The sequence below is a fragment of the Bartonella sp. CL100XZDX genome (genome assembly GCF_042195375.1).
GTDB lineage: Bacteria > Pseudomonadota > Alphaproteobacteria > Rhizobiales > Rhizobiaceae > Bartonella.
The window spans coordinates 46,592-73,515 of sequence record NZ_JBHIOH010000067.1; the positions used below are offsets into that span (position 1 = coordinate 46,592).

Annotated in this window: 21 protein-coding genes and 1 other RNA gene; 18 read left to right on the forward strand and 4 right to left on the reverse strand. The window is 37.6% G+C overall.

Going from position 1 to position 26,924, the window contains the following annotated elements; translation table 11 throughout:
* Positions 1 to 387: 387 nt before the first annotated feature.
* The gene (locus ACFILU_RS07930; RefSeq protein ID WP_273790798.1) at positions 388 to 567 is read right to left on the reverse strand and encodes a DUF1508 domain-containing protein; all 180 of its coding nucleotides are present in this window, start codon (positions 565 to 567) and stop codon (positions 388 to 390) included.
* Between the two features lie 390 nt (positions 568 to 957).
* Positions 958 to 1,497 carry a helix-turn-helix transcriptional regulator gene (locus tag ACFILU_RS07935; RefSeq protein ID WP_273790797.1) on the reverse strand — a complete coding sequence of 180 codons (540 nt, stop codon included), beginning with the start codon at positions 1,495 to 1,497 and terminating at the stop codon, positions 958 to 960.
* A 360-nt stretch (positions 1,498 to 1,857) separates the two neighbouring features.
* Between ACFILU_RS07935 and ACFILU_RS07940 the strand changes: the two genes are divergently transcribed.
* A complete protein-coding gene (locus ACFILU_RS07940; protein WP_375658186.1) occupies positions 1,858 to 2,910 on the forward strand; it encodes a DUF475 domain-containing protein in 1,053 nt (350 codons plus the stop codon).
* 441 nt (positions 2,911 to 3,351) lie between these two features.
* Here ACFILU_RS07940 and pncA read toward each other — a convergent pair whose 3' ends face one another.
* A complete protein-coding gene (gene pncA, locus ACFILU_RS07945; protein ID WP_273790795.1) occupies positions 3,352 to 3,960 on the reverse strand; it encodes a bifunctional nicotinamidase/pyrazinamidase in 609 nt (202 codons plus the stop codon).
* Positions 3,961 to 4,006: 46 nt separating this feature from the next.
* Positions 4,007 to 4,543 carry a hypothetical protein gene (locus ACFILU_RS07950; protein WP_375666928.1) on the reverse strand — a complete coding sequence of 179 codons (537 nt, stop codon included), beginning with the start codon at positions 4,541 to 4,543 and terminating at the stop codon, positions 4,007 to 4,009.
* 161 nt (positions 4,544 to 4,704) lie between these two features.
* Between ACFILU_RS07950 and ettA the strand changes: the two genes are divergently transcribed.
* The 17 genes from ettA to murB all read left to right on the forward strand — a co-directional run bounded on the left by ettA (position 4,705) and on the right by murB (position 26,879).
* Positions 4,705 to 6,354, forward strand: a complete 1,650-nt coding sequence (ettA, locus tag ACFILU_RS07955) for an energy-dependent translational throttle protein EttA (protein ID WP_375675503.1) — start codon at positions 4,705 to 4,707, stop codon at positions 6,352 to 6,354.
* 672 nt (positions 6,355 to 7,026) lie between these two features.
* Positions 7,027 to 7,965 carry an ArsR/SmtB family transcription factor gene (locus tag ACFILU_RS07960; RefSeq protein WP_375675504.1) on the forward strand — a complete coding sequence of 313 codons (939 nt, stop codon included), beginning with the start codon at positions 7,027 to 7,029 and terminating at the stop codon, positions 7,963 to 7,965.
* Between the two features lie 685 nt (positions 7,966 to 8,650).
* Complete coding sequence (locus ACFILU_RS07965; RefSeq protein ID WP_375660735.1) at positions 8,651 to 8,872, forward strand: hypothetical protein; 222 nt, start codon at positions 8,651 to 8,653, stop codon at positions 8,870 to 8,872.
* A gap of 1,697 nt (positions 8,873 to 10,569) precedes the next feature.
* Complete coding sequence (locus tag ACFILU_RS07970; protein WP_375631184.1) at positions 10,570 to 10,947, forward strand: hypothetical protein; 378 nt, start codon at positions 10,570 to 10,572, stop codon at positions 10,945 to 10,947.
* A gap of 1,363 nt (positions 10,948 to 12,310) precedes the next feature.
* A complete protein-coding gene (locus ACFILU_RS07975; RefSeq protein WP_273790789.1) occupies positions 12,311 to 12,820 on the forward strand; it encodes a lytic transglycosylase domain-containing protein in 510 nt (169 codons plus the stop codon).
* A gap of 83 nt (positions 12,821 to 12,903) precedes the next feature.
* Positions 12,904 to 13,294, forward strand: an RNA gene (gene rnpB, locus ACFILU_RS07980) — RNase P RNA component class A.
* Between the two features lie 264 nt (positions 13,295 to 13,558).
* Entirely contained in the window at positions 13,559 to 14,557 is a 999-nt protein-coding gene (rsmH, locus tag ACFILU_RS07985; RefSeq protein WP_375675506.1) for a 16S rRNA (cytosine(1402)-N(4))-methyltransferase RsmH, read from the forward strand.
* Positions 14,554 to 14,958 (forward strand): hypothetical protein, encoded by a 405-nt coding sequence (locus ACFILU_RS07990; RefSeq protein WP_273790787.1) that lies wholly within the window; start codon positions 14,554 to 14,556, stop codon positions 14,956 to 14,958. The genes rsmH and ACFILU_RS07990 overlap by 4 nt, the downstream gene beginning before the upstream one ends.
* Positions 14,958 to 16,700, forward strand: coding sequence for a peptidoglycan D,D-transpeptidase FtsI family protein (locus ACFILU_RS07995; RefSeq protein WP_375658189.1), 1,743 nt, complete (start codon positions 14,958 to 14,960; stop codon positions 16,698 to 16,700). Before ACFILU_RS07990 ends, ACFILU_RS07995 begins: the two co-directional genes overlap by 1 nt.
* A gap of 23 nt (positions 16,701 to 16,723) precedes the next feature.
* Entirely contained in the window at positions 16,724 to 18,175 is a 1,452-nt protein-coding gene (locus ACFILU_RS08000; RefSeq protein WP_375675507.1) for a UDP-N-acetylmuramoyl-L-alanyl-D-glutamate--2,6-diaminopimelate ligase, read from the forward strand.
* Entirely contained in the window at positions 18,172 to 19,593 is a 1,422-nt protein-coding gene (gene murF, locus ACFILU_RS08005; protein ID WP_375675508.1) for a UDP-N-acetylmuramoyl-tripeptide--D-alanyl-D-alanine ligase, read from the forward strand. Before ACFILU_RS08000 ends, murF begins: the two co-directional genes overlap by 4 nt.
* Before the next feature lie 21 nt (positions 19,594 to 19,614).
* Positions 19,615 to 20,685: a phospho-N-acetylmuramoyl-pentapeptide-transferase gene (gene mraY / locus ACFILU_RS08010; protein ID WP_375675510.1), complete on the forward strand. Its 1,071-nt coding sequence runs from the start codon at positions 19,615 to 19,617 to the stop codon at positions 20,683 to 20,685.
* Between the two features lie 4 nt (positions 20,686 to 20,689).
* Positions 20,690 to 22,084 carry a UDP-N-acetylmuramoyl-L-alanine--D-glutamate ligase gene (gene murD, locus ACFILU_RS08015; protein WP_375675511.1) on the forward strand — a complete coding sequence of 465 codons (1,395 nt, stop codon included), beginning with the start codon at positions 20,690 to 20,692 and terminating at the stop codon, positions 22,082 to 22,084.
* Positions 22,085 to 22,229: 145 nt separating this feature from the next.
* Positions 22,230 to 23,384: an FtsW/RodA/SpoVE family cell cycle protein gene (locus ACFILU_RS08020; RefSeq protein WP_273790781.1), complete on the forward strand. Its 1,155-nt coding sequence runs from the start codon at positions 22,230 to 22,232 to the stop codon at positions 23,382 to 23,384.
* On the forward strand, positions 23,377 to 24,513 hold the full coding sequence (gene murG, locus ACFILU_RS08025; RefSeq protein ID WP_375675512.1) for an undecaprenyldiphospho-muramoylpentapeptide beta-N-acetylglucosaminyltransferase: 1,137 nt from the start codon (positions 23,377 to 23,379) through the stop codon (positions 24,511 to 24,513). The genes ACFILU_RS08020 and murG overlap by 8 nt, the downstream gene beginning before the upstream one ends.
* Positions 24,497 to 25,924: a UDP-N-acetylmuramate--L-alanine ligase gene (gene murC, locus ACFILU_RS08030; protein ID WP_273790779.1), complete on the forward strand. Its 1,428-nt coding sequence runs from the start codon at positions 24,497 to 24,499 to the stop codon at positions 25,922 to 25,924. Before murG ends, murC begins: the two co-directional genes overlap by 17 nt.
* Positions 25,902 to 26,879 carry a UDP-N-acetylmuramate dehydrogenase gene (murB, locus tag ACFILU_RS08035; RefSeq protein ID WP_273790778.1) on the forward strand — a complete coding sequence of 326 codons (978 nt, stop codon included), beginning with the start codon at positions 25,902 to 25,904 and terminating at the stop codon, positions 26,877 to 26,879. Before murC ends, murB begins: the two co-directional genes overlap by 23 nt.
* Positions 26,880 to 26,924: the final 45 nt, after the last annotated feature.

Here is a 26,924-nt window from a genome sequence, read left to right on the forward strand (position 1 = left end):
GAAAGAGATATTTGCTTTTTATGAAGATGAAATGGGTAAGTCAGTTATGATTATCAGATACAGAAGAGGAATATGAACGTAAAAGATATTAATATCTTGTAGAGTAATTATATCTCTCATTGATGTTTATCTTCTCTTCATGTGCGTTTATTTTTTATGAAAAATACAAGACTTAAGAGATTTTCTTTTTGATAAAGGCTATAGAGATTTGTGTGTGATTGAAAATAAACACATAATCTGTAAGAATATGACTGTTATTTGTAAGCGTCAGAAATAATACAAAAAACGCCCTCTCATTGAGGGAAAAACAATCACTGTTCATTTGTCACAAAAACAACTCAACATACCATTATACAAAATAAATGCTTGTTTTAATGGTAAAGAACGTTAGGATTGTAGTTCTCTAATAAGAGCCTTATGTGTAACTTCTTTTATTTGCTCAATATTGATTAGGATATCTTGTTTTGTTGGATAGCCTTTACTAGAAAAAGCAATTTTTTGTGCATCTCCTGAGATTAAACGCCAGTACCATTGATTGTGAACTCCTTGAAACACCTCAAAATACATGTTTCTCACCTCATAAAATAGCTGATAATTTTCAGGATAAATATTTAACTAATCCGTTTGTAAACATTAATGTATGTCTCTATAGGAAGTCGTCAATATATTCCCCTTAAATTTTCTGACTTAAAAAAATAATTTCTATGAGAGCTATTATTCTTTTAACAAGAAAAAATTTCTTGTCAATAAGATATGAATGAGAATTTTATACTATAAAATTATTTTTTTAAGTTAAAGACACTATACTTTCACTTACAACGCAAATATTTTTATTGTCGTTACAGAAACAAAATTTATAAATTATACAAAATTTCACCAGCACGGATAAAGTAAAAACACTTTTCTCCATACTGGTAGAGTTTAATCATTTCTTGTTTTTTCTTTTGAAATAGACGTTTATTGATTAGCTATAACCTCTTTTTGGGATACGCTTCGAATGAGTAAATCAATGAATAAGCTAAGGGTGTAAGAATTGGCCATTTTAGCTTTCATATCGATAAGAGAGGTTGTAGTTTTAGGGTTAAAACTATTTGATAAACCTTGTCTTGACAAATATTGCTGCAATTTTTCATAAGAACTGTCGATTTTTTCTTGATTTAGTTTTTCGTTACGATCACTATCGGCAAGTGTTTCTTCCAGTCCCTCGATTTTTTTAATAAAATAATTCCAGTCAAAATCACCTTTTGTATATTCGGTGTCAAACATTTTTCCTTGTCCAGTTAAAAGCCAATTAATATTGACACCGTATAACGTGCGGTATGTTTGTAAGACACTAAGATTGGGTTCTCTCTCTCCACGCTCATAAAAAGCAATGGAATTTTTTGTCATGCTAAAACTTTTAGCTAAGGTTTCACGTGATGGATCGCCTAAAGCAAGACGTACATAACGTAAACGTTTTCCAAATATGGTTTTTGATTCAGTTTCAGGACGTGCCACGAATTATCTCCCTCGGTAAATCATCATGGTATAAATCATTAAATAATAAAAGCACACTATGTATTAATATTCTATGATATAATGTCAATATTATAGCTTTAATTTCTTTTTATTTTTTTATTTTCGTGGATAGAAAGCAATCTTTCACTTATTGTATTGACAATTGATATTCACTTCAAAACAAAATTCCTTGTTTGCTACATTTGTTTCTTGCTTTTTTTGAGAGAATTTTCATGTAACTTTACCATATATATTCTATACACCTCTGCATTAATAGATGCAACTTTAAAGAGATGCAAACTTTGGATTTGTACTGGGTGTGCTTTAGATGAAGTAGAAAATAAACTTTGAGGAATGATCATGGCCCTATTACGCTATTTTGGGTTTGCTTTTTTTTTCACGATTATTGGTGTCTTTTTAGGAGGGGTTATTGGTTGGTTTGAAACGGAAAGTATTACTGGTTTTCTTAAATATTTTTTTATTTGCGTTGTTTTAGGAATTTTGGAAATTTCTTTATCTTTTGATAATTCTATTATCAATGCGCGTGTTCTTAGTAGAATGAGTCCATTGTGGCGTCGTCGTTTTCTTATATGGGGCATTTTGATAGCTGTATTTGGGATGCGAATTGTTTTTCCATTATTGGTGGTTGTCGTTGCTGTTGGGATTAATCCAATTGCGGCAGTCAAATTAGCGATATGGGAACCACATCGATATGCTGAAGTTTTAACCGATGCGCATATGGGGATTGCTGCTTTTGGAGGAACTTTCCTTATGATGGTTGGCTTAAAATATTTTTTTGATTCTGAAAAAGAGGTGCATTGGCTTAATGTTATAGAGAGACCTGCTCAAAAGTTTGGGGCGCTTGTTGGAATTGATATTGCAATTGTTTTGATTTTGATCTTATTTGTTTCAGGTCAGATTGACGCAGAAAATAAAATAACTTTTTTATTGGCAGCCCTTTATGGACTTTTGACCTTTATCGGTGTTGAAGTTGTTGGTCATCTCTTGGATACTCCTCAAAAGACTTTAACAACAGTAGCTCACGGGGGAGTAGGGGCGTTTCTTTATTTAGAAGTTCTTGATGCTAGTTTTTCTTTCGATGGCGTGGTTGGTGCTTTTGCCTTTTCACATAACCTTTTTATTATTGCGATAGGTCTTGGTATCGGTGCATTTTACGTTCGTTCTATGACAATTATGTTGGTTGAATCGGGAACATTATTGCATTATCGTTATTTAGAGCATGGTGCTTTTTATGCAATTCTAGTTCTTGCAGTGATTATGTATCTGCAAACGATTATATCGGTTCCTGAAGTTTTAACAGGACTTGTGGGAATCTGTATTATTGGAATGGCATTATATTCTTCGATTCGTTTTAAGAATCGTCAATTGTATAAACATGTTGTGTCTAAGTAATGGAGATTTTCACGCTTTTGTTGATCGCATATCTTTGAGTAAAAAGAGGTCTTTCATGCAAAATAAAATACTATTTTATTGCTTATTTGCGTTTTTTTAAAGTTGAGTTCATTGCATGATACTACCCATGAAGGGAATAATGTACAATCTCTAGGATACTTTTTGACCTAAATATAAGACAGAAAGCTGATGTTATACTTTTTACCAGCTTTCAATATTATGACAAGCTCTTGCATTTAATGGGGCATAAGAAGCATTCTTACTGTTTTTTTGAATGATTTATTCATACATTGATTCTCTTTGTAACGTGTAAGAGAATGTTTTTGAAACAGGTTTGAAATGAGAGAATGTACGATATTCTGGACTCTTACTTAAATATGTGTAAAATAATTTATCCTTTATAAATCAGTGTATTATAATGGTAGATTAGAGAAGGATATTTTAAGAGACCATTAAAAGTTCTATACCAGCTTCGTTCATCGTTTTAAGCATAGTGTTTAGTGATCCGTTTACATCAATACCAGCACAGGCATTTAATGAAACACTGACTTTAAAACCGCATTGCATAGCGTGAAGAGCAGAAAATCCGACACAAAAATCAGTTGCTAAGCCACACATAATGAGCTTAGTAAAACCATGTTCTTTGAGATAAACTTGTAAACCTGTTGGTGTTTTTTGATCATTTTCAAGAAAAGCAGAATAGCTATCCATTTTTTGATTATAGCCTTTTCTAAGGATAAGTTGTGCCTTTTCTACTCTAAGAGATGGATGGAATTCTGCTCCTTGTGTTCCTCGTATGCAATGATCAGGCCAAAGTATTTGAGGACCATAGTCAAGAATGACTGTATCATAGGGCTTTTTTTCAGGATAGCAGGAAGCAAAGCTGCAATGGTTTTTGGGATGCCAGTCTTGGGTTAAGATAACGTGGTCAAAATGATTTATGAGATTATTGACGGCGGGTAAAATAGCATCACCTTGTGGTACGGCAAGTGCTCCACCTAGTAAGAAGTCATTTTGAACATCAATGACGATTAAGGCTTTTTTTTCCATAAATATATTCCTATACGAGATGAGCTTTTATCGTATTTTTAAAAAGCTATATGTCGTCTTGAAGTTTTGAAATGATGTGCTGGATATTGATATTATTTTTATAATTATCAAGCCAAAAGAGGGGGATGGATAAGTTTTTACAATTGGTTTTATAGTTTTTTACGAATTGTAACCACGTACCAATGGGAAGTGCACTGTATTCATTTGTTGCTACGTGTTGATGCAAAGCTTTCATGATCATTGGGCTTGGGACGTCAGATCCCATAAGGCGGCGGTCGTTTTGTAAACGTAATTTAAGCCATATCAAGGCAAGGGGTGAGGTCCATTGCTTTCCGTAGCAAAAAATCGATGAAAAAAGAGAAGGATTTTTTACTGTGTAATATAAAGCCCATAAAGCGAGAAAAGAAGGCGCATAGAGAATTGCTTTTCTTTGTGGTACCATATTACATTGATAAGTTGGTTTAATACGATAAAAATACAATGTTATATCTGGTATGGAAAAGAGAGGTAATGTTTGATAACAGGTTTCAGGTACAGCTAAAAAGATTTGCTTTTTGCTTTTTAGGGAGATGTTTTTTTGCATTCAGGACCATACTGGGGCTTGTGAGATTAGAAAAAATGTACCAATATAAAGCGAAAAGCTTTTGATACGATGTAAGTGCTATTTACTGTACAGTTTCAAAAAGCAAAAGCAGTTTTTTCAAAATCCTAATCTTTAATATCGCACAATATAAAGAGAAATTTATGGCACGTCAATTTATCTATCATATGGCTGGGCTTAACAAGTCTTACGGCAATAAAAAAGTTCTAGAAAATATTCATTTGTCTTTTTATCCAGATGCAAAGATCGGTATTTTAGGGCCAAATGGTGCGGGGAAGTCAACTATTTTACGTATTATGGCTGGGCTAGATAAGGAATATACGGGAGAAGCATGGATTTCTGAAGGAGCACGCTGTGGTTATCTACCACAAGAACCTTTGCTTGATGCGAGCAAAGATGTGCGTGGCAATGTAATGGAAGGTGTTGCAGATAAACAGGAAATTCTTGAGCGTTATAACGAATTGATGATGAATTATAGCGAGGAAACGGCTGATGAAAGTGCACAGCTTCAGGACATTATTGACAGTCAGAATCTTTGGGATTTAGAAAGTCAAGTGGAAATGGCTATGGCTGCTCTTGGTTGTCCGCCAGCCGATGGGGATGTAACAAAACTTTCGGGTGGTGAGAAGCGGCGTGTTGCACTTTGTAAATTGCTTTTGTCAAAACCTGATTTATTACTTTTGGATGAACCGACAAACCATTTAGATGCTGAAACGACGGCTTGGCTTGAGAGGCATCTACGTGAATATCCAGGGGCTGTGCTTTTGATAACCCATGATCGTTATTTTCTCGACAATGTAACGGGTTGGATTTTAGAGTTAGATCGCGGTAGAGGTATTCCTTATGAGGGGAACTATTCTGCTTATTTGGGGGCTAAAGCCAAGCGTTTGGCTCAAGAAGGCCGTGAAGAGGCAGCGCGTCAACGTGCTTTATCACGTGAGCAAGAATGGATCGCTTCTAGTCCAAAGGGGCGACAAGCAAAGTCAAAAGCTCGGATTAAGGCTTATGATGAGTTGGTTCAAGCAGCACGTGAGCGCCGTCCTGGAGAGGCGCAAATCATTATTCCTATTGGAGAAAGATTAGGACAGGTTGTTATTGAGGTTGATAATCTCTCTAAAGCTTATGGTGAACGTGTATTGATTGATTCTCTTTCTTTTAAACTTCCTGCTGGTGGCATTGTCGGCGTTATTGGGGCCAATGGTATGGGAAAGTCGACCTTGTTTAAAATGTTGACGGGACAGGAACAGCCCGATTCAGGTCAAATACGTATCGGTGAAACAGTTCACATGAGTTATGTGGATCAGAGTCGCGATTCCTTGGTGGGGGATAAAACTGTTTGGGAGGAAATTTCTGGTAGAAATGACATTATTAAATTAGGTAAATATGAGATGAATAGCCGCGCTTATTGCGGGGCTTTTAATTTCAAGGGGGCAGATCAGCAGCAGAAGGTGGCAAATTTATCAGGAGGGCAGCGCAATCGCGTACATTTGGCGAAACTTCTAAAAGAGGGGGGGAATGTGCTTCTTCTTGATGAACCGACAAATGATCTTGATACTGAAACATTAGGTGCATTGGAAGATGCATTGGAAAATTTTGCTGGTTGTGCAGTTATCATATCGCATGATCGTATGTTTCTTGATCGATTGGCAACACATATTTTAGCCTTTGAAGGTGATGGTCATGTAGAATGGTTTGAAGGTAATTTTGCTGAATATGAGGCTGATAAAGTTCGTCGTCTTGGGGCGGAATCTCTTAATCCTAAGCATGCAAATTATAAACCTCTTACACGCTAGAAATTTTTTCTTATCTCAACTTTGTTGGAATAATAGTGTACTTTATTGCGTTTGTTATTTCATAAATAAAGTGTGTGTACTCTGTGTAAGTTTTTATTCATTAAACAAAGAGTAAGAGACACTTTATGAAATTATGACCTAAATAGGGTTATTCTACTCATGATATATAACCGGTTATTGCTTGTAAAATTGCAATGAAAAGGAGGGGATGAAGAGTATAGTACTATTTCTACGAATGCTCTGGTCATTGAGCATTATTATCTTTACTTAATAAAAATGCAAGTTGGCACTATCATGTTATTTATTTTTTCTCAATGGTATGCAGTTCTTGTTTTGAGGTGGGTATAAAAGATATTTTTATCCATATGTCCCCTCCGTTTATGAGCTGTAAGAGAATGATTTGGATTGATTTATCATGAATAGATTTGAAATGAGAAAAATTTACGGTATTCCGGTTTTTTATTCAAGTTAAAAATGAATGAATTATTATTATAAATCAATGCATTCTCATTATAACGAGCTGCAGGGAGATAAGATCTGTTCGTTTTTTACATTAGCCTATTTTTTCATAGTATGATAAAATAGAGAGAACAAAATAGATGAGAATATGCGTTGTATGCTTGACTTTTTTTCCTATAAACAAATGTTTATAGGAATGTTTAGGGGATAATTATGCAAAAAAGTGCAAGTTTAGATGCAATGATTGTGCTGCTGAAAGCGGTCGCAGAAGTAAGCCATTTACGTGTTCTTACGCTCTTGCGTCATGAAGATTTAACAATTCCTGATTTTATTTTTATTCTTGATCAGTCGCAAGCGTGTATATCACGATATTTACGTTTCTTGTACGAAGCTCGATTGATTGAGCTTTATCAGAAGGGAGATAGCCTTTATTTTAAGCTTTGTCATGATTTTTGGGGTAAAGACATTGTGATGGGTGTTCTTTCGGCTTTGCCAAAGCATGATGTGTTGTTAGCGCATGATTTAGAACGTTTGAAGGATGTCAAAAAGCAGCGTCAAAAAACGAGGAAGAAGCATTTCTTACAAAATACGTTGCAATGGGATGTATTACGGTCATCCTATATGGCAGATCAGGGTGTAGAAAACGCTTTACTTGAAATCATTGGCGATAAACCATTTCAGACGATGCTAAATATTGGAAGAGGTGGAGGCTCTATCTTAAAATTGTTTTCTAATCTTTATACGCATGCGGTTGAAGTCGTGCTTGATAGCAATGTTTTGCACTTGTCTGTTGGAGATACAACTTTTGATTTAGTTATTCTTCATTGGGTTTTACATTTTCTTGAAAATCCTGAAATATTTCTTCATGAAATATCAAGAGTTTTGCGTCCTCATGGCCGTTTATTGATTGTGGATTTTGGTTATCATGAAATTGAGCCTTCATATTCCGATCAAGCGCATATGCGTCTTGGATTTTCGGCTTTACAAATAGAACAATGGCTTAAAAATGCGGGACTTGTTCTAGAACAAACGGTTTGTCTTACTCCTATACAAAATGAAAACAGTGAGGAGGGTATGGTTACGCTTTGGCTTGCTCGTGATCCGCGTTTATTGGTTGACGATATCAAAGATAAACAAGTAGATTTTGCATAAATCGCGTTTGTTAACGTGCTTTATTCTCTGATTTTTCTCAAGGAATAGCGTAGAGATAAAACTTTATTCAATCATTGATAAGCTATTGTTTTTTACATTTGTATTATGTTTTTATATGGGAGTATTGGTGTTTTATAGCGGCGTGTAGGCTGTATAATGAAAGCACCTTCTATAGAGTTAAGCCTATGAGGATCATTATTTAAGGTGTTCTTGATATCATATTTATGTTATTAGCCAATATATTGATTTTAAAAGATCATTGATTTTTTTAGACTCAATGAGAGGTTTGAATACAGGAATATTTTTTCATTTCAAATTTCCTGTTTTAGAATCCAAAAGAGTCTGTTTGTCTGTTACAAAAGAAGGTATTTATCTTAATGATAACGTTTGTAAAAAAAATACATCTTTGCGGCTGCAATATTATATTGTGCCGCACAATATAATATAGTGATGGCTCATACCTTCATAAATGTCAAAGGTGGTGTGCCCAATAGATCTTAAAATATTTCTTTAAAACAGGTTCTTAGATAAGAAATGCCTTGGAACTTTTAGTGAGGAGTGCAAAAAGATGCTCTAAAAAGACGAAAAAGTAAAAAGGTGAGACAATGCATGATTTTCATTATTTAAAATACAGCGTTATGAGCGTGTTTGAAAGTCGTAAAGGCAAATGAAAGGGATGGTAAAGATGGCAATAGTTTTATCTTTGGGCTTTTATGTTTCTTCCAAAATGAATGATGGCTTTTTTAAGATTTCTCAACCAGACGTAAATATTTTTACTCTAATTGGGCGTATAAAAGCTGGGATTTTTCACATGGCTCTCATTTGCTCTAATCTTTATCTCAAACATATTGCTATGTTTAGAGCAGGTGTTGATTTACAAGTAATAGAAAAAGTAAAAGCTTGGTAGATGACGCCATAAAATTACTCATAAATTGGTAATGGATTGGAGTGATATTCTGAATTTTAAAAACATTTTGTACAACAACGGTTATAATAACGCATCTGGCTTTACGTTTATTTCTTCCTATAAGCATTCATATATGGTGTTCATCTATGTGTTTTGCATTATATTCATAAAAATAAGATCGGCGATGATCTATGGATAGTCTGTGGCTGAAAGTAGGAAAGAAAAGCGTGATATTACACTAAAGTTTCGTATCTCTTTATCATGAGAAGTTATGTAGGTTATTAAATAAGTCCATTGTTCTTGCCAAACGTATTTTCTTTCTTTTTATGTTTGCCGCTCATCTTATGACGCAGTCCGTGGGTATAGCGTAAAATTGATAGGGCACCATCGTCTTTAGTTTAAGTGAAAGTTGTAAGCCGGCATTATCGTTTTATGTTTTTTATCCATACGCTTCTTCTTGTTTGTGATGTGCGATAGTATGGCTATTCATTGATTCAATAGACGAAGATTGAAAATAAGGGAACCTTACGTTCTTGAGATCTCTCATGTAAATTGTAAATGATGAGTTATGATTGTAAATCAATGAATTGTTTACGTTAGAAGAACAGACTATACAATTTTTTATCACAGAAACTACTGTGTGTATTATTTTACGGGATCATTTAAATGATAGAGATTAAGAGAAAATGTCTGCATTGATTTCGGTTTGTTATGTTAAAATGCGTTAGAGACTGTTGGTTATTGTAAAATGATTTATCGTTATTTGGAATGACGATGGGGCGTGATTCGAAACAAATACCTTCAGAGTTCTCATTTTTTCATAAGATTAAGCAGTTTAAATTCTTCATTGATTGTTACATGAGGGATGTAACAATATTTTAATGATCATTTACAGAAATTTTTTATAAAAATAGATAAGATTTTATTTCTCTAATTTATTGTTTTATATGAATAATTCATAGATTTCTTGCAAGAAGATGTTTTTCATTTTTTACGGTTATTTGTGTAAGATTTTAAAAATCTACGTTTTTCTTTTTGTGGTGATTGCTGTTGGAAAAATGATTCTACTTTTACGTAGTTTGATTTTTATAGGGTGGATACCTAGAAATTACTGTTTTTTTTAAATTATGATCATCAGAGTTATGAAAGAAACTATTTAAAAGTTATAATGATCGTAGATTCTAATTGGTGCTTCTAGAAATAAAATTGCTTCAAATTGGGTCATTTTGAACTTTTTTTGCCTAAATTTAAACATTTTTAAATAATTTATAATTCTTTTATGTTTTTTTGCGTAGAAGATGATAAGAATTTCTTGTTGTTTAAAAAATTTTATTCCATAGCAAGAATATTGCATCGGCTATCTTAGTGGTTGATGTAAGAGGACAATCGGGGAACCTCCTCCCCCCCCCCCCGCGTGGATCCCCTAGATTGTCTGGCCTGACTGAGGATTTCCTCAGTCAGGCTTTTTGTAATTATTTTAGGAAATGTAAAGTGTTATTAGGGGGGAAGTGTAAGATCTGTTATTGTTTCGCCTATAGTACCTAAATACATAGAGGGGCGGGTCTTATTGGGCGGAGAGTGTTAGCGTATTCATTTTTAATAATTTGATTTTTCTTTATTGAGGCATTGTTGAATGCTATAAGGGGAATCATAAAAGGAATCTATGTTTGTATTCTGTGATCTTTAGGTAAGAGATAATGGGATCTTTTTCGCATCGTATTATTTTTATTTTATTCGTATTTTTTATTTTTGGCGCTGTCTTTTTTGCTTCTCGAAGTGGTGTTGTTTATCAGTTTTTTTCCGGTCGTTCTTCTTTTTCTTCTCAGAAGCTTGATGTAACAGAGGAGGAGTTGTTAGAGAGATTGTCCGTGTCTTTTCCAGATATTATCAAGCATCTTTCTAAGATGGACCCTCAACAGCAAGAGTTGTTTATTGCGCAGCTGCGTCGTGATGTAATTGCGCTTGCTGCTAAAAGTGGTCAGAGTCGTGAGCAGGCTCAAAAATCTGGTGAAACTGTTGCTATGGCTCTCTCAAAAGCGATTTCTCGTCCTTCCATTGCTAATGCTTATTTTTAGCTATTTTTTAATTGCGCTTTTGGGTTTTAAAGGAGAAAGAGCTTTTCGTGAAGTTTTGAAAAGTGCGAGGAGATAATCAATTTGTAAGATAATTAACAAATTTATCTTACTCAAAAGGTATGCAGTCAGAGTATAACGGTAATGTTGCAATCATTACAGGAGAGATAGAAAATCTATCAAGGGTATTGGTCAAGTTAATTGCATTATCAATCGCTACAATGACAAAAGCAGTATTGACTATCATAAAATACGTTAATCGCATTTTATATGCCAGTTATTTTTTTATTTGATATGAGAAAATAAAAATTTTTTAAAGGATTTAAGCTTTCTTTGTTCTACGGATTTTAGGATATTTATCCACTTGTATGATTTCTGAAAATGAGGTGCAAGGCTGATAAGGTGATAGTCTGTGACAAAGAAAAAATATTTGAATGAAGGTGAGAGGTCTATTTTTATTTAAAAAGGCTTTGGGGGTATTGAGTTTTCTAACATTTTTCAAAAAAACAGACACAAGTAATTGTTAGGCTTTATTGTAGAGACAAAGACGGATATAACTTTTTTAGTATATTGTTTTATAATGATAAATTATCATTTTATCTTGAATAAGAATCTTAAGAATTGTCAAATTTTCTCATTTTAAATTTATTCATGGTGAAAAAATCAAAATTAGTTTCTAGTACACTACCAGTGGGAGGACTGTGTGGATAACAGCTCTTTTAAAAAGGAATTAAAAAGCTTCTTTGAGACGTCTTGAGAGCTAAAAGTCTGTTGCAATATTTTGAATTGGTAAAGAGTATGATGGTTTTAGTATATTTATGAATTTTTTATGTGCGATAATGGGGGGATTTGTTTTGTGATTTGTTGAGGTTTTATCGGATATAAAGAGTGCTGTGGGGGGGGGGTATTAACCAGAGAGAAGCGTTGATAGCGGTTTATATTTTTATGAAACTTTCTTGATATTGAGCATCTTCGGTAAAAAGATGCTCTTGTCTCTCTTACTTTGTGGGATTGATCCCAATAAAAAAATTAATAATCTTATGTAAAAAATATTACATCTAGTTAAGATGCTATTTTTTTAATATAAAAATTAAGTGATACAATAGCGATAGCAGCAATTTATAGATTATATCATTTTATTTAATACGCTATAAGATTAACCATAGTTTCTTTATTTTTTTATTTTATGATATAGAGAAATCTATGATTTGTGAATAAAGAGATATTCTTTTGTTACATGATTTTATCTTGAAATTGTCTTACTCTTTCCTTTTTCAAGCCGTTCTTTTGCTTTCTTTTTTTGTATAATACGTTTGCAAATTACTTGCGGCTAGAATTTGAGAATGTTTGAGTGAAGAGAAAGAAAATGCAATTTTTGAAAATCTTGTTAAATACAGCGTGTGCTGTATTTTTTGTATTTGACATAAGTTGGACTCATAGTGTCTTAAATGTTGCGGAATCAGGAGAAGCCTCAGTGATTGTTGCTCCTAAGATTCCTGATCGCCCTTATGAGTTTCTTATTCAGAAACTGGCGAATAAATATAATGTTCCCGTTAATTTAGCACATGCTGTTGTAAAAGTTGAAAGTAATTATAAGGCAGGTATAAAGGGGGCTGCTGGCGAAATAGGTTTGATGCAAATTAAACCCTCTACGGCACGAGGGTTGGGCTTTAGTGGTTCTGTACAGGATTTGTACGATCCTGCGACCAATCTTGAATATGGTATGCGTTATTTGGCACGGGCGTATAAACTCAGTGGTGGAAGTACGTGTGGTACAATCCTTAAATATAACGCAGGTCATGCTGCAAAAAAAATGAATTCCATTTCGGCGAAATATTGCGCAAAAGTGAAAACTTATCTGGCTTCATTAAAATAAAAACATCTGTTGAGAGAGGTTTGTCATAAAATATTTTAAGATGCTATTTTCATTGAGCAGAAAATGTTTTATAAATTAATGCGTCAGTCGGCTGGGCAGCCGCGCTTGTCTGATGCTGAAATATGGCAGGTGAGGAAAGTCCGGGCTCCATGGAAAGACGGTGCCGGGTAACACCCGGCGGGGGTGACCCTAGGGAAAGTGCCACAGAAAGTAAACCGCCTATTTTTATAGGTAAGGGTGAAAGGGTGGAGTAAGAGCCCACCGCGCATTCAGTAATGAATGTGGCAAGGTAAACCCCACCGGGAGCAAGACCAAATAGAAATGACGTGCAAAATTTAATTTGCAGCCGATTTCCGGGCGAGTCATTCGGGTAGGTTGCACGAGGCGGATGGTAACATCCGTCCCAGATGAATGGTTGCCATGTAAAGTGTAAGCTTTACTCTACAGAACCCGGCTTATAGGCCGACTGATATTTCATGATGATACGCGATATTTTATAAGATCAATTATATATGATCTTTTATGGAGTCTATGTGTTTGAAATGGACACTTGAGCAAAGAGTGTTTTAAAAAATTATAACATTTCTTTAAGTATAATGCGTTAGGATCTGTTTTGGGATAACTTTAGTTTTTTCGTTCATTGTGATTAATATGAAAGTTGAAGGCTAGGTTATTCTAAGATCAGTTGCCATGAGAGAGCTGTTGATTTGAGACAGCATAACTTCAAGACGGATTATTTTGATAAATCAGGATCAAAGAGCTGAACGCCATATTCCAGTGTTGTTGCAGCCAGTTTTGACTGGGCTTATGCCATTGGTTGGAGCAAAAGTAATTGATGGTACCTTTGGTGCTGGTGGTTACACGCGCGCTTTGTTAAAGGCAGGGGCACAGGTGATCGCTCTTGATCGTGATCCTCATGCTATCAGTGCAGGACAATCGCTTGTTGAAGAATTTTTTCCACGTCTTCGTTTGGTCCATATGGCATTTTCACAGCTCGATCGTGTCGTTGAAGAGAAGGTGGATGCAGTTATTTTGGATATTGGTGTCTCTTCAATGCAGCTGGATGAAACAGAAAGAGGTTTTTCTTTTCAAAAAGATGGTCCATTGGACATGCGAATGGCTCAGACTGGTTTTACAGCCAGCGATGTTGTCAATCATTTAAAAGCAAGGGATTTGGCACGTATTTTTAAGATATTAGGAGAAGAGCGTTATGCGGGGCGAATTGCACGGATGATTGAAAAGCGTCGTGTTGTACAGCCTTTTTTGCGTACAGGTGATTTGGCGTATGCTATCGAAGCGTTGATAGGACGTAAACCGGGAGATCGTATTCATCCAGCAACACGTGTATTTCAGGCTCTTCGTATCTATGTTAATGATGAAATTGGTGAATTGGCATGTGGTTTATTTGCTGCTGAACGCGTTTTAAAAGCTGGAGGCCGTTTGGGGGTTGTCAGTTTTCATTCTCTTGAAGATCGTATGGTCAAAAGATTTTTTTCGGCTCGTTCTGGAGAATGTATGAGATCACGCTATCTGCCTGAAATGAAGGCTGCTCCAGCAACATTTTTTCCTTTGTTTAAAGGTGGGATCACGGCAACTAAAGAGGAGTTACAGAAAAATCCTCGTTCACGTTCTGCGAGGTTGCGTATTGGTGTACGGACTGAAGCAGAGGCTCTTGCAGCAGATATGAAATTATTTGGTTTAGCAGAGATTGCCAGTTTTGAAGGCAGAAAAAAATGACAGTTTTTCGTACATTTGATATGATTTTAGTGTTAATTATGATTTGTATGGCAGGACTTACTTATAAGGTAAAATATGATGTTCAAAAACGAATGAACGAAGTTCTTCATCTTGAGCATGAAATTGCTGCAGCAAAAAATACGGTAAGTTTGCTTCATGCTGAGTGGGCTGTGATGATAAGGCCTTCACGCATGCAAAAACTTGCGAAACGTTATCAGAAAGAACTTGGGTTAGAGGTTATACAGCCGCGTCAAATCGTGGAGTTTAAAGACATTCCGGTACAGGTACATGATCAAATTGAAGAAGTGATTAAACAAAATATCTTGGAAGATAACCAGGATATTTTGACAAATAATCGAGCTTCTCAGATCAATAGTGTTGTCCAAAAAGGCGCGCAGTAATGAAATCGACTTTTTTATTCTCACAGAAGAAAAAGCGCTTAAAGAATTCGTTGAATAATCATAATGTTTCTGTTCGTCGTCCCTATTCTAGTCGTCCACGTTTGCTTTTTTCGTTGTTCTGCTTTTTAATTTTATATGGAATCATGGGGGCTTGCCTTATTTCTTATGGGTTGGAAGGTGGACAGATTGAAGAAGCAAAGGGGCCAGGAATACTTCAATTGATGGCACGGCCTGATATTGTTGATCGTAATGGTCGTTTATTGGCAACAGATATTAAAACTTATTCACTTTTTGCTGAGCCACGACGTATTATTGATGTGGATGAAACAATTGAATTGCTCTCAACAGTTTTGCCTGATCTTAATTGGCAGGAAACCTATAAGCGCTTAAAAAGAAAATCTGGTTTTTCTTGGATACAGCGTGGGTTAACACCAATGCAGAAGACGCAAATTATGGCTCTTGGTATACCAGGAATTGGTTTTCGGACTGAAATTCGTCGTTTTTATCCTGATGGACCTGTAACTTCCCATATTCTCGGTATGGTGAATGTTGATAATCAGGGCATTGCAGGTATGGAAAAATACATTGATGATGCGGGGCTGAGTGCTTTGCGTGCCGCTGGTCTTGCCATGGAAGAATCATTAAAACAAGTTCAGCTTTCGATTGATGTGCGTGTTCAGTCAATTGTTCATGATGAACTTATTCAGGCTATGAAGCGTTATAAGGCAATTGCTGCAGGAGCTGTTATTTTAAATATACATACGGGGGAAGTTTTGGCTTTGGCATCACTACCAGACTTTGATCCTGGAAATCCTGTTGAAGCTTTAAAAAGTGATCGTCTCAATCGGATGACGGCAGGAGCTTTTGAAATGGGATCGATCATTAAAAGTTTTACGACCGCTATGGCTCTTGATTCCGATATTTTTCATTTAAACAGTATTATTGATGCTTCAAAGCCAATAAAAGCAAGTAGTGGCTATACTATTCATGATTTTCATGGAAAAAATCGACCCTTAACGTTATGGGAGGTTTTTATTTATTCTTCTAATATTGGTTCTGCTAAAGAGGCGTTGGCGATAGGGATTGATAAACATCGTGGTTTTTTGCAAAAACTTGGATTACTGGATCGTCTCACAACAGAGTTGCCTGAAGTTGCCCACCCTATTGTGCCAAATCATTGGAAGGATATCCATTCTATGACGATTTCTTTTGGGCATGGTATGGCAACAACACCCTTGCAAACAGCTGTCGGGGCTGCTGCTTTAATGAATGGTGGTTGGTTAATTGCTCCGACATTTTTAAAACGGCCAAAAGAACAAACTTTGCACCATGCAAAACGGGTTTTGCAGGCTAAAACAAGTCAAAATATGCGTTACCTTTATAAATTAAATAGTGATATTGGTTCTGGACGTAATGCAAAAGTTGAAGGTTATCGTGTAGGTGGTAAGACAGGAACAGCTGAAAAAGTTGAAAATGGAAAATATTCTAAAACAAAAAATTTTAATAGTTTTCTTGCTGCTTTTCCTATTGAGGATCCTGCTTATGTTGTTTTAACAATTATTGATGAACCAAAGCCTGCTGAGGGACAGCGTTCAGCAACAGCGGGGATGAATGCTGGACCAATGCTTGCTAATATTGTTCGTCGCACAGCTAGTTTTCTTGGTGTAAAACCCGATTTTAAAAAAGAATATGAGCCTCTTTTAAGTAAAAAGAGCAATTCAAGTTTCGTTAAACAACGGTAAAATGAATATAAAGGTGCGTTATCATGTTGTTGGGAACAGTTTTTACAGAATGTGTTGAAGATGGAAGTCTTTCTTCAATAGAAATAACAGGAATAAGTGCGGATTCTCGACAAGTTTTGCCAGGCTATGTTTTTGTTGCTGTTCAAGGAAAAAAAAGTGATGGAAGACACTATATAGATGATGCGATAAAGCGTGGTGCACGAGCAATCGTTACAGATTGTCATGCTGTTCTTGAGGATTTATCTGTTCCCATTTTACGTGTTTCTAATGTTCGTCATAGTTTAGCGTTGGCAGCTGCACGTTTTTACGGTTCTCAGCCTGAAACGGTCGTTGCTGTGACTGGTACAAGTGGTAAAACATCAGTGGTCTCTTTTCTTCGGCAAATTTGGACTTATGTTGGATTTTGTGCTGCGAGTATAGGAACGGTTGGTGTTGTTTCTCCTAAACGGAATGTTTATGGTTCTCTCACAACACCTGATCCGGTCGTCTTGCACCGTCTTCTTTATGAAATTTCTCATGAAGGTGTGACACATGCAGCTCTTGAAGCTTCTTCGCATGGGCTTGATCAAGGGCGACTTGATGGAGTCCGTTTAACGGCTGGTGCCTTCACCAATTTAGGGCGAGATCACATGGATTATCACACGGGGGTAGAGGATTATTTGCGGGCTAAAATGAGGTTGTTTGATACACTTTTGCCTGTATCTGCTCCTGCTTTTATTTTTGCTGATGATGTCTATTCACAAAAGGTTATTGATGTTGTCACACAAGCGCGTCGCCGTGTTTTGACAATTGGTCGTAAGGGGCAATTTATCACGATTAATCGTGTCGAACATCAACGCTCAAAACAGTGTATTGAGTGTCGTGTGGAAAACAATATTTATACATTTGTTTTGCCTTTAGCTGGAGATTTTCAGGTAGCCAATGCGCTTATGGCAGCGGGGTTAGCAATTGAAACGGGTGTTTCACCTCGTAAGGTTTTTTCTGCGCTTGAAACTTTGCAGGGAGCACCTGGGCGATTAGAGTTTGTGGGAAAGACAGAAAATAATGCGCTTGTTTATATTGATTATGCCCATAAACCAGAAGCTTTGGAGCAGGTTTTGCTTTCTGTTCGTCCCTTTACGCAAGGGCGCTTGATCGTTGTTTTTGGTTGTGGAGGAGATCGTGATCAAGGAAAAAGACCTTTGATGGGAAAAATTGCGGCGGATAAAGCGGACATTGTTATTGTAACGGATGATAATCCTCGTACAGAAATGCCAGAAAAAATACGCAAGGATATTTTACAGGCGGTGCCAACAGCAATAGAGATACCAGATCGTGGTGAGGCTATTTCTTACGCGGTGGAGCTTTTGAAAGTTGGTGACACATTAATCATTGCTGGAAAAGGTCATGAGGATGGCCAAATTATAGGGCAGACAACTTATCCTTTTTCAGATCGTCTGAAAGCGATAGAAGCTTTAGAGGACCGAAAGAAATGACAGCTTTATGGGATAAGCAAGCACTTGTTGCTGCAATTAATGGTGTTGTAATGGGAAGCATGCCAGAAACTTTTTCTGGGGTTTCCATTGATAGCCGTACTCTTGCGGAAGGGGATGTTTTTTTCTGCATTAAGGGGCATCATCTTGATGGTCATGATTTTGCTGCGCAAGCTTATGAACGAGGTGCAGGCGTTCTTATCGTTGCGGAACACCGTTTGAGGGATATGAAAAAGATATCGGCTCCACTCATTGTCGTTCCTGATGTTTTGCAAGCCTTAGAACAACTTGCACAAGCTGCACGCAAACGTTCAAGAGCTAAGATTATCGCGGTAACAGGATCAGTGGGAAAAACAACGACAAAAGAAGCTTTGAAACAAGCTCTTGCAACTGCTGGGAATGTTCATGCGAATCTCGCTTCTTTAAACAATTGCTGGGGGGTTCCACTCACTTTAGCGCGGATGCCTATGGAGAGTGATTATGGTATCTTTGAAATTGGTATGAATCATAGAGATGAAATTCGCCCTCTGGTCAAACTGGTTTGTCCGCATGTTGCTCTCATTACGCATATTTGTGCAGGACATATGGGTTTTTTCAAAGATCTTGAAGAAATAGCAAAGGCAAAAGCTGAAATTTTTGAAGGATTAGATGAAAAAGGAATTGCCATTTTAAATGCGGATAGTGATTTTTTTTCTTATCTCGTTCAAAAAGCAAAGAAATGCGGTGTAAAGAAGATCTTAAGCTTTGGTGAGACTAAAGATGCTGATTATCAAGCGCGAGGTATACGTCTTCTAACTGATAGTACTTCTATGATTGTGCGTATTGGGGGGCGGGATAGGGAGGTTCAAATTGGTGCTCCAGGACGCCATATTGTGCAAAATAGTTTAGGGGTTATTGCTGCTTGTGATGCTATGGGGGTTGAGTTAGAGCCTGTTTTTCTTTCTTTTCGCCATTTTTCTTCTCAAAAGGGGCGAGGTGTTCGTTATCAATTGTCTTTATCAAATGGGGGTGAATTTTATCTCATTGATGAAAGCTATAATGCAAATCCTGCTTCTATGCGTGCTGCACTTGAGCTTCTTGCTACAGGACCTGTAGGGACAGAGGGGCGGCGAATTGCTATTTTAGGGGATATGCTAGAATTAGGGGAGTATAGTGAAAAGCTTCATCGTGATTTAATAAAACCAATACGTCTTTCCGGTGCTAATCCGGTTTTTCTATTTGGTGAGGCGATGAAATCTTTAGTCAGTGATTTGTCTACTGGTGTTAAGGTTCATTATGCTGAAAATATTGAGAAAATTTTACCGCTTCTTTTAGCAGAAATTTCTTCTGGGGATCTGCTTATGGTTAAATCATCCAATAGCCTTTGTTCATCAAATATTGTGACTGCATTGCTTGATCGCTATAAAGCGGTTTCTTCATAGTTTTAAGAGGTTTTTTGTACAATGATGCTGTTTTTTTCTTCGTTTAGTGATTGGCTTCCAGGTGTGAATGTATTTCGTTATATTACTTTTCGCACGATAGCGGCTATGCTTACTTCGGGACTTATCGTCTTTTTGTTTGGACCTAGCATCATTGCTTCTCTTAAATTGCGGCAGGGTAAGGGACAACCGATTCGTGCTGATGGTCCTCAAACACATTTTAAAAAGGCTGGAACACCTACAATGGGTGGATTGATGATTTTAACCGGCATTGTGGTATCGGCATTTTTGTGGTGTAATTTATCGAATATTTACTTTTGGGTATCGCTATTGGTTATGCTTTCTTTTGGGGCAATTGGATTTTATGACGATTATCTTAAGGTCACAAAACAAACAGACAAAGGATTTTCTGGGAAAGCACGGTTAGGCTTAGAGTTTTGTGTTGCCGCAATTGCGGCTTTTGTTATTCTGAAAATTGGCTCATCTGGATTCGCTTTGCCTTTTTTAAAAGATTATCTTATCAATTTAGGCTGGTTCTTTATTCCTTTTTCTGCGTTTGTCATTGTCGCGACGGGTAATGCGGTTAATTTAACGGATGGACTCGATGGGCTTGCTATTGTTCCTGTGATGGTTGCAGCTTTATCTTTTGCTCTGATTGCTTATCTTTCTGGTAATATGAATTTTGCTGATTATCTCCAAATCCATTATGTATCAGGTACAGGTGAATTGGCTGTTTTATTGGGAGCTGTTGTTGGGGCAGGGCTTGGTTTTTTATGGTTTAATGCACCACCTGCAGCTATTTTTATGGGAGATACTGGTTCATTGGCTCTTGGAGGACTCTTAGGGACTGTTGCGGTTGCTACGAAACACGAAATTGTTTTGGTTCTTATTGGTGGGCTTTTTGTTGTGGAAGCTTTTTCGGTCGTTATTCAGGTTGGTTATTTCAAATTAACAAGAAAACGCGTGTTTCTTATGGCACCGATACATCACCATTTTGAGAAAAAAGGCTGGACTGAAAGCCAAGTCGTGATACGCTTTTGGATTATTTCGATTGTTCTCGCTCTCATAGGTCTTTCAACACTTAAATTGCGGTGAGAATGTGATTTCTGTTACGTGTTATAAAGGTCAAAAAGTTGCTCTGTTTGGATTGGGACAGTCTGGACTAGCAACGGCACAAGCATTGATGTGTGGTGGTGCAGAAGTGGTGGCGTGGGATGATAGTCCTTCAAGTGTGCAAATGGCTTTTCGGCACAATATTCCAACACGAGATCTCCGTTATGAAGATTGGTCAGAATTTGTTGCATTGATTGTAGCTCCTGGAGTTCCTTTAAGTTATCCTCAAGCCCATTGGGTTGTTGAAAAAGCACGAAAAAAAAATATAGAAATTATCGGTGATATTGAATTATTTGTTCGGGCGCGCCATCAATTTTTACAGCATTATGGTTTTTGTGACAAAGACGTTCCTTTCATTGCGATTACGGGGACGAATGGGAAGTCAACCACAACATCTTTACTTGCGCATTTGTTGGAAAAAATGGGCTATGATGTGCAGATGGGGGGAAATATTGGAAAGGCAATATTGACGCTTAAGCCCTTTGTTAAAAAACGTATCTATGTGATTGAATGTTCATCATTTCAAATTGATCTTACTCCCTCTCTTCAGCCGACTATTGGACTTTTATTAAATCTCACACCTGATCATATTGATCGACATGGAAGTTTTGCCTGTTATGTGCAAACCAAAAGGCATCTGATTGCTCAGGCTTCTCAGGCTTTTATTTCAGTTGATGATGCAGCTTGCCGGATTTTATATCAACAGTTACTTCATGAGGGGAAGCAAATAGAGGCAATTTCCAAGGATCATTTTGTTGAAAATGGTTTTTATGCAGATGGGACCAAGCTCTTTTCTGTTCGTCAAGGACAGCGTCATATGCTTGCAGATCTTGCTCCTATGGCGGTGTTACGTGGGAGGCATAATGCGCAAAATGCCCTTATGGCATTAGCAACGTTGCAGGCTTTAAAAATAACCGATCCTTCTATGAACAAGCATTTAGCAAGTTATAAAGGGTTGGATCATCGTATGCAACAGGTGCGTAAAATGGGGGCGGTTTTGTTTATCAATGACAGCAAGGCTACTAATGCAGATGCAACAGCTCCTGCGCTTTCCACCTTTAATGATATTTTTTGGATTGTTGGGGGACAGGCAAAAAAGGGAGGAATAGAGTCTCTTAGAGAATTTTTTCCTAAAATTCGTAAAGCCTATTTGATTGGGAGCGCGGCGGAAGAATTTGCTCGCACTATTGGATCTTCTTTTCCCTTTTCTATGAGCCTAACTTTGAAAAATGCGGTGCGTGAAGCAGCTGTTGACGCAATAGGCTGTAAGGCAAAAGAGGTGACGGTTCTTTTGTCACCTGCTTGTGCAAGTTATGACCAATTTAAAAATTATGAAATGCGAGGCGAAGCATTTGTCTCTTTTGTGATGCAGTTACAATAAAAAAAGCATCAGTTATAAAAAATATTTTTGCGTTAAGACTCCAGAATCTTTTTTTGTGTAATTTAGTTTTTAAAGTGTTTGTTAAACAGGCTGGGAACCCATATTACTTTGAGACAATTTATAAAATGGATAAGGTGTGTATATCATGGTGACGCGTGCAGATAGAGATCCAATTGCTAATTGGTGGTGGACGATTGATCGCTCTATCTTTGCAGCTTGTTTAATTTTAATGGGAATTGGCATTATGCTGTCTTTTGCTGCCAGCCCCATTATTACAAAAAAAATCGGAATTGCTGATAGTTTTTATTTTGTTCGGTGGCATATCATTTTCAGCATTTTAGCATTTTTTACGATGGTTACCATTTCTTTTTTTTCGCTTTCTAATATTCGTCGTTTATGCGCTCTTTTGCTCATTGTAACGCTTGCTCTTATGGTTGCAACCTTATTTTTTGGTCCAGAATTAAAGGGAGCACGGCGATGGATTCAGCTATTTGGTTTTTCTGTACAGGCTTCAGAGTTTATGAAGCCAGCTTTTGTGGTTATGTCCGCTTGGCTTTTTTCGGAACAGATACGCAAGAGGGGAATTCTAGGTTATACGTTAGCGATTGTACTTTATGGCATTTGTTGTGTGCTTCTGGTTTTGCAGCCTGATATTGGACAAACAGTTTTAATAAGTGCAACATGGGGGGGGCTGTTTTTTATTGCTGGTGTACCTCTTACTATTATTTTTCTCTTTCTCATTTTAGGCGTTGTAGGAATTATTTTAGCTTATTTTTTTCTGCATCATGTGCGCGAGCGGATCAATGGTTTTTTGACAGGTGAAGGAGATACTTTTCAAGTGGATGTAGGACGTGAGGCTATTTTGAATGGTGGTTGGTTTGGGCAAGGTCCTGGGGAGGGAACAGTAAAACGTATCATTCCTGATAGCCATACAGATTTTGTATTTTCCGTTGCTGCTGAAGAATATGGTATTATTCTTTGTTTATTAATTATGATGCTGTTTGGCTTTATCGTTATGCGTTCATTGTATATAGCCATGAATACACGTGATTCCTTTATACGTCTTGGTATTACTGGCATAGCAATGATGATTGGCTTTCAATCAGCTATTAATATGGCCGTTAATCTTCACTTAATTCCTCCAAAAGGCATGACATTGCCTTTTATTTCTTACGGTGGTTCTTCGATGGTGGCGATTGCGTTTTCAATGGGCATTTTGCTTAGTTTAACACGTCGTTGGCCAGAAGCACGCCTTTCAGCTTTTTCTTCCTCTTCTGTCTTGGATACCCCTTATGAATGATAAAAAAGTTATTGTTTTGGTGGCTGGTGGTACAGGTGGACATCTTTTTCCTGCTGAAGCCCTTTCTGTTGAATTAAGGAAGCGTGGATATGATGTTCATTTAATAACAGATGAAAGAGCACGACCTTTTGTTCGGTGCTTTGATGAAGAGCATATTCATATCGTTTCATCGGCAACGTTTATACGACGTCATCCTTTTGCTCTGATAAAGACGTTTTGGTCTTTGCTAAGGGGAATGGGGCAATCGTTGGCGTTGCTTTATAAATTACGTCCTGTTCTTGTTGGAGGATTTGGGGGGTATCCGAGCTTTCCTCCTCTTTTTATTGCGGCTTTAACGAGGCGTGTGACATTTATTCATGAACAAAATGCTGTTATGGGGCGTGCCAATCGGGTGTTGGCAATTTTTGTGCGTGCAATCGCTGGTGGTTTGTTGTCGCCAAATGGCGCTTATGCTCATAAAATACTTTTGACGGGGAATCCTGTCCGTGAGGCTGTGTTGAAGGCGGCCAAAATTCCTTATCATTCTTCAGAGGGGGAAAAGCCATTTAATTTTTTGATTTTTGGAGGTAGCCAAGGGGCTTCTGCTTTTTCACATATTGTTCCAGAAGCTATTGCTTTATTCGATGATAAGAACCGTAAACGTTTACGAATTGTACAGCAAGTTCGCGGTGAAGCAGGAGGGTTGATCAAAATTTACCGTGATATGGGCGTACAAGCAGAGGTTGCTCCTTTTTTTGATGATATGGCTGAACGTATGGCACATGCTCATTTTATTTTGTCGCGCGCTGGGGCTTCGTCCGTTTGTGAGATAGCTGTGATTGGTAGACCTGCTTTGCTTGTTCCCTATCCCCATGCTTTAGATCATGATCAGGCTGCCAATGCAGCTCTGCTTGCTCGTGTAGGTGGTGCGCAAATTCTATCAGAAAAAGATTTGAATGCACAAAAGCTTTTTTCTCTTTTAATGCACGCTTGTTGTGCACCCCATTTATTGGAAAAACAAGCGCTTGCTGCAAAAAAAGTTGGGCAACCTCATGCAACCCGTTGCCTTGCTGATATGGCTGAATCCTTAATTGCAGGGCGATTGTTGTCAGATATAAAAGAGGAGCTTTTTAATGAAAATGCCACTTGATATAGGCGTTATCCATTTTATCGGAATCGGGGGGATCGGTATGAGTGGAATTGCGGAGGTTTTTTATAATCTTGGCTATAAAGTTCAAGGGTCAGATCAAGTTGAAAGTGCAAATGTTGAACGTTTGCGGAAAAAAGGAATTAACGTTCATATAGGTCATTGTGCTGAAAATTTAGGGAATGCAGAGGTTGTTGTTTTTTCTACTGCCGTTAAAAAAACAAATCCTGAGTATATTGCTGCAAAGGAAAGACATTTACCGCTTGTTAGACGTGCAGAAATGCTGGCGGAGCTGATGCGGTTTCGGCGTGCAATTGCGGTGGGTGGTACACATGGTAAAACAACAACCACATCAATGGTTGCAGCCCTTCTTGATGCTGGTCATTTTGATCCAGTGGTGATTAATGGCGGTATTATTAATGCTTATGGTACGAATTCTCGTACAGGAGATGGCGATTGGATGATTGTTGAAGCTGATGAAAGTGATGGTACATTTTTAAAGCTGCCTGCTGATATTGCTGTTATTACTAATATTGACGCTGAGCATTTGGATCATTATGGAAGTTTTGATGCTGTGCGTGAGGCTTTTCGGCAATTCGTAGAAAATGTTCCTTTTTATGGTTTTGCTGTTTTGTGCCTTGATCATCCAGAGGTTCAGTCATTGGCGGGCCGTATTGATGATCGTTGGGTGATCACTTATGGTGCAAATCCACAAGCAGATGTTCGTTTTCTTAATCTTTCGATGGATGGTCAAAAAACGCATTTTGATGTTCTTGTTCGCTCACGCAAAACAGGAAGAAAGATTGAGTTGAAAAATATGCTTTTGCCTATGGCAGGGCAGCATAATGTTGCCAATGCAACGGCGGCGATTGCTATTGCGCATGAACTTGGCATTTCAAATGAAGCTATAAAAAGGGGCTTAGCAGAATTTGGCGGAGTAAAACGGCGTTTTACGCGAACAGGAAGTTGGCGTGGCATTGAAATATTTGATGATTATGGACATCATCCTGTCGAAATAAAGGCTGTTTTGCGTGCTGCACGTGAGAGTGCAAAAGGGCGTGTTATTGCGATTGCACAACCCCATCGGTATTCACGTTTGTATCATTTATTTGATGATTTTGCTGCTTGTTTTAATGATGCAGATACAGTGTTGATTACGCCCGTTTATGCGGCTGGTGAAGAGCCTATTGTAGGATTTGGTTCTCAAGAATTGGTAGAGCATATTAAAATGGCGGGTCATCGTGATGTGCGCTTGATACATGGTTTGGAAGATGTTGTGTCTCTTGTCTCAAAATTTGCTCAGGCAGAGGATTATGTTGTTTTTCTTGGTGCTGGCAATATCACACAATGGGCTTGTGCGTTGCCTCATCAGTTAGCGGTATTGGATGGTCATGATAAATTTTCAGCACATTGATGGTGAGGCGCTATTGGCGCAATTGCAACCATTGTTGGGTGGCGTGAGAGGAAAACTTACACCTAATGTTGAGATGCGTAAGGTAACGTGGTTTCGCACGGGCGGATTGGCAGAGCTTTTTTATCAGCCTGTTGATGAAGAAGATTTGGCTCTCTTTCTTCAAAATTTGCCTGAATTTGTTCCTGTAACAATTGTCGGTATCGGTTCTAATCTTCTGGTGCGTGATGGGGGGGTTCCTGGTGTTGTGATTCGTCTTTCGCCAAAAAGTTTTGGGCAAGTGAAGCAGGTTTCTCCAAAAGGCTTTTTAGTTGGTGCTGGTGCGGCGGATAAACATTTAGCTGCTGCCGCTTTAGAAGCTGAGATTGCAGGTTTTCATTTTTATCATGGTATTCCTGGAGGTCTTGGAGGAGCTCTCAAAATGAACGCTGGTGCGAATGGTGTTGAAACCGCAGCGCGTGTTGTCGAGGTCTATGCGCTGGATCGTAAAGGGCAACGTCATATCTTGAGTGTGAAAGATATGCATTATTCCTATCGCCATTGTGATGTTCCTAAAGATTTTATTTTTACGGCTGCTTTATTGGAAGGAAAACTCGGCAATAAAGATGATATTCGTGCTGCTATGGATGAAGTTGCCCTCCACAGAGAAACAGTGCAACCTATTCGTGAAAAAACAGGGGGGTCAACTTTCAAAAATCCTGGGAATGGATCTGCGTGGCGCGTGATTGATGAAGCAGGGTGTCGTGGTTTACGGATTGGTGGCGCTCAAATGAGTGAAATGCACTGTAATTTTATGATTAATACAGGGCAAGCAACAGGATATGATCTTGAAGCATTGGGAGAAACAGTGCGTGCACGTGTTTTTGCAAATTCAGCCCACCTTTTACAATGGGAAATAGAGCGTATTGGTCAATTTGAGCGTGGTCGAAGTGTTTCTCCTTTTGATCCATTTCATTGATTTATTGTTCACTAAAAAAGTGAAAATAAAAAATTGAGTCATTTC

Coding starts and splice junctions, on each gene's coding strand:
- murB (WP_273790778.1), top strand. CDS start 25,902: ATGATAAATTTTCAGCACATTGATGGTGAGGCGCTATTGGCGCAATTG.
- ACFILU_RS08000 (WP_375675507.1), top strand. CDS start 16,724: ATGTTGTTGGGAACAGTTTTTACAGAATGTGTTGAAGATGGAAGTCTT.
- ettA (WP_375675503.1), top strand. CDS start 4,705: ATGGCACGTCAATTTATCTATCATATGGCTGGGCTTAACAAGTCTTAC.
- murF (WP_375675508.1), top strand. CDS start 18,172: ATGACAGCTTTATGGGATAAGCAAGCACTTGTTGCTGCAATTAATGGT.
- ACFILU_RS07930 (WP_273790798.1), bottom strand. CDS start 567: ATGTATTTTGAGGTGTTTCAAGGAGTTCACAATCAATGGTACTGGCGT.
- ACFILU_RS08020 (WP_273790781.1), top strand. CDS start 22,230: ATGGTGACGCGTGCAGATAGAGATCCAATTGCTAATTGGTGGTGGACG.
- ACFILU_RS07975 (WP_273790789.1), top strand. CDS start 12,311: ATGCAATTTTTGAAAATCTTGTTAAATACAGCGTGTGCTGTATTTTTT.
- ACFILU_RS07965 (WP_375660735.1), top strand. CDS start 8,651: ATGGCAATAGTTTTATCTTTGGGCTTTTATGTTTCTTCCAAAATGAAT.
- ACFILU_RS07940 (WP_375658186.1), top strand. CDS start 1,858: ATGGCCCTATTACGCTATTTTGGGTTTGCTTTTTTTTTCACGATTATT.
- ACFILU_RS07950 (WP_375666928.1), bottom strand. CDS start 4,543: ATGCAAAAAAACATCTCCCTAAAAAGCAAAAAGCAAATCTTTTTAGCT.
- murC (WP_273790779.1), top strand. CDS start 24,497: ATGAAAATGCCACTTGATATAGGCGTTATCCATTTTATCGGAATCGGG.
- ACFILU_RS07995 (WP_375658189.1), top strand. CDS start 14,958: ATGAAATCGACTTTTTTATTCTCACAGAAGAAAAAGCGCTTAAAGAAT.
- ACFILU_RS07990 (WP_273790787.1), top strand. CDS start 14,554: ATGACAGTTTTTCGTACATTTGATATGATTTTAGTGTTAATTATGATT.
- pncA (WP_273790795.1), bottom strand. CDS start 3,960: ATGGAAAAAAAAGCCTTAATCGTCATTGATGTTCAAAATGACTTCTTA.
- ACFILU_RS07960 (WP_375675504.1), top strand. CDS start 7,027: ATGCAAAAAAGTGCAAGTTTAGATGCAATGATTGTGCTGCTGAAAGCG.
- mraY (WP_375675510.1), top strand. CDS start 19,615: ATGATGCTGTTTTTTTCTTCGTTTAGTGATTGGCTTCCAGGTGTGAAT.
- murG (WP_375675512.1), top strand. CDS start 23,377: ATGAATGATAAAAAAGTTATTGTTTTGGTGGCTGGTGGTACAGGTGGA.
- ACFILU_RS07970 (WP_375631184.1), top strand. CDS start 10,570: ATGGGATCTTTTTCGCATCGTATTATTTTTATTTTATTCGTATTTTTT.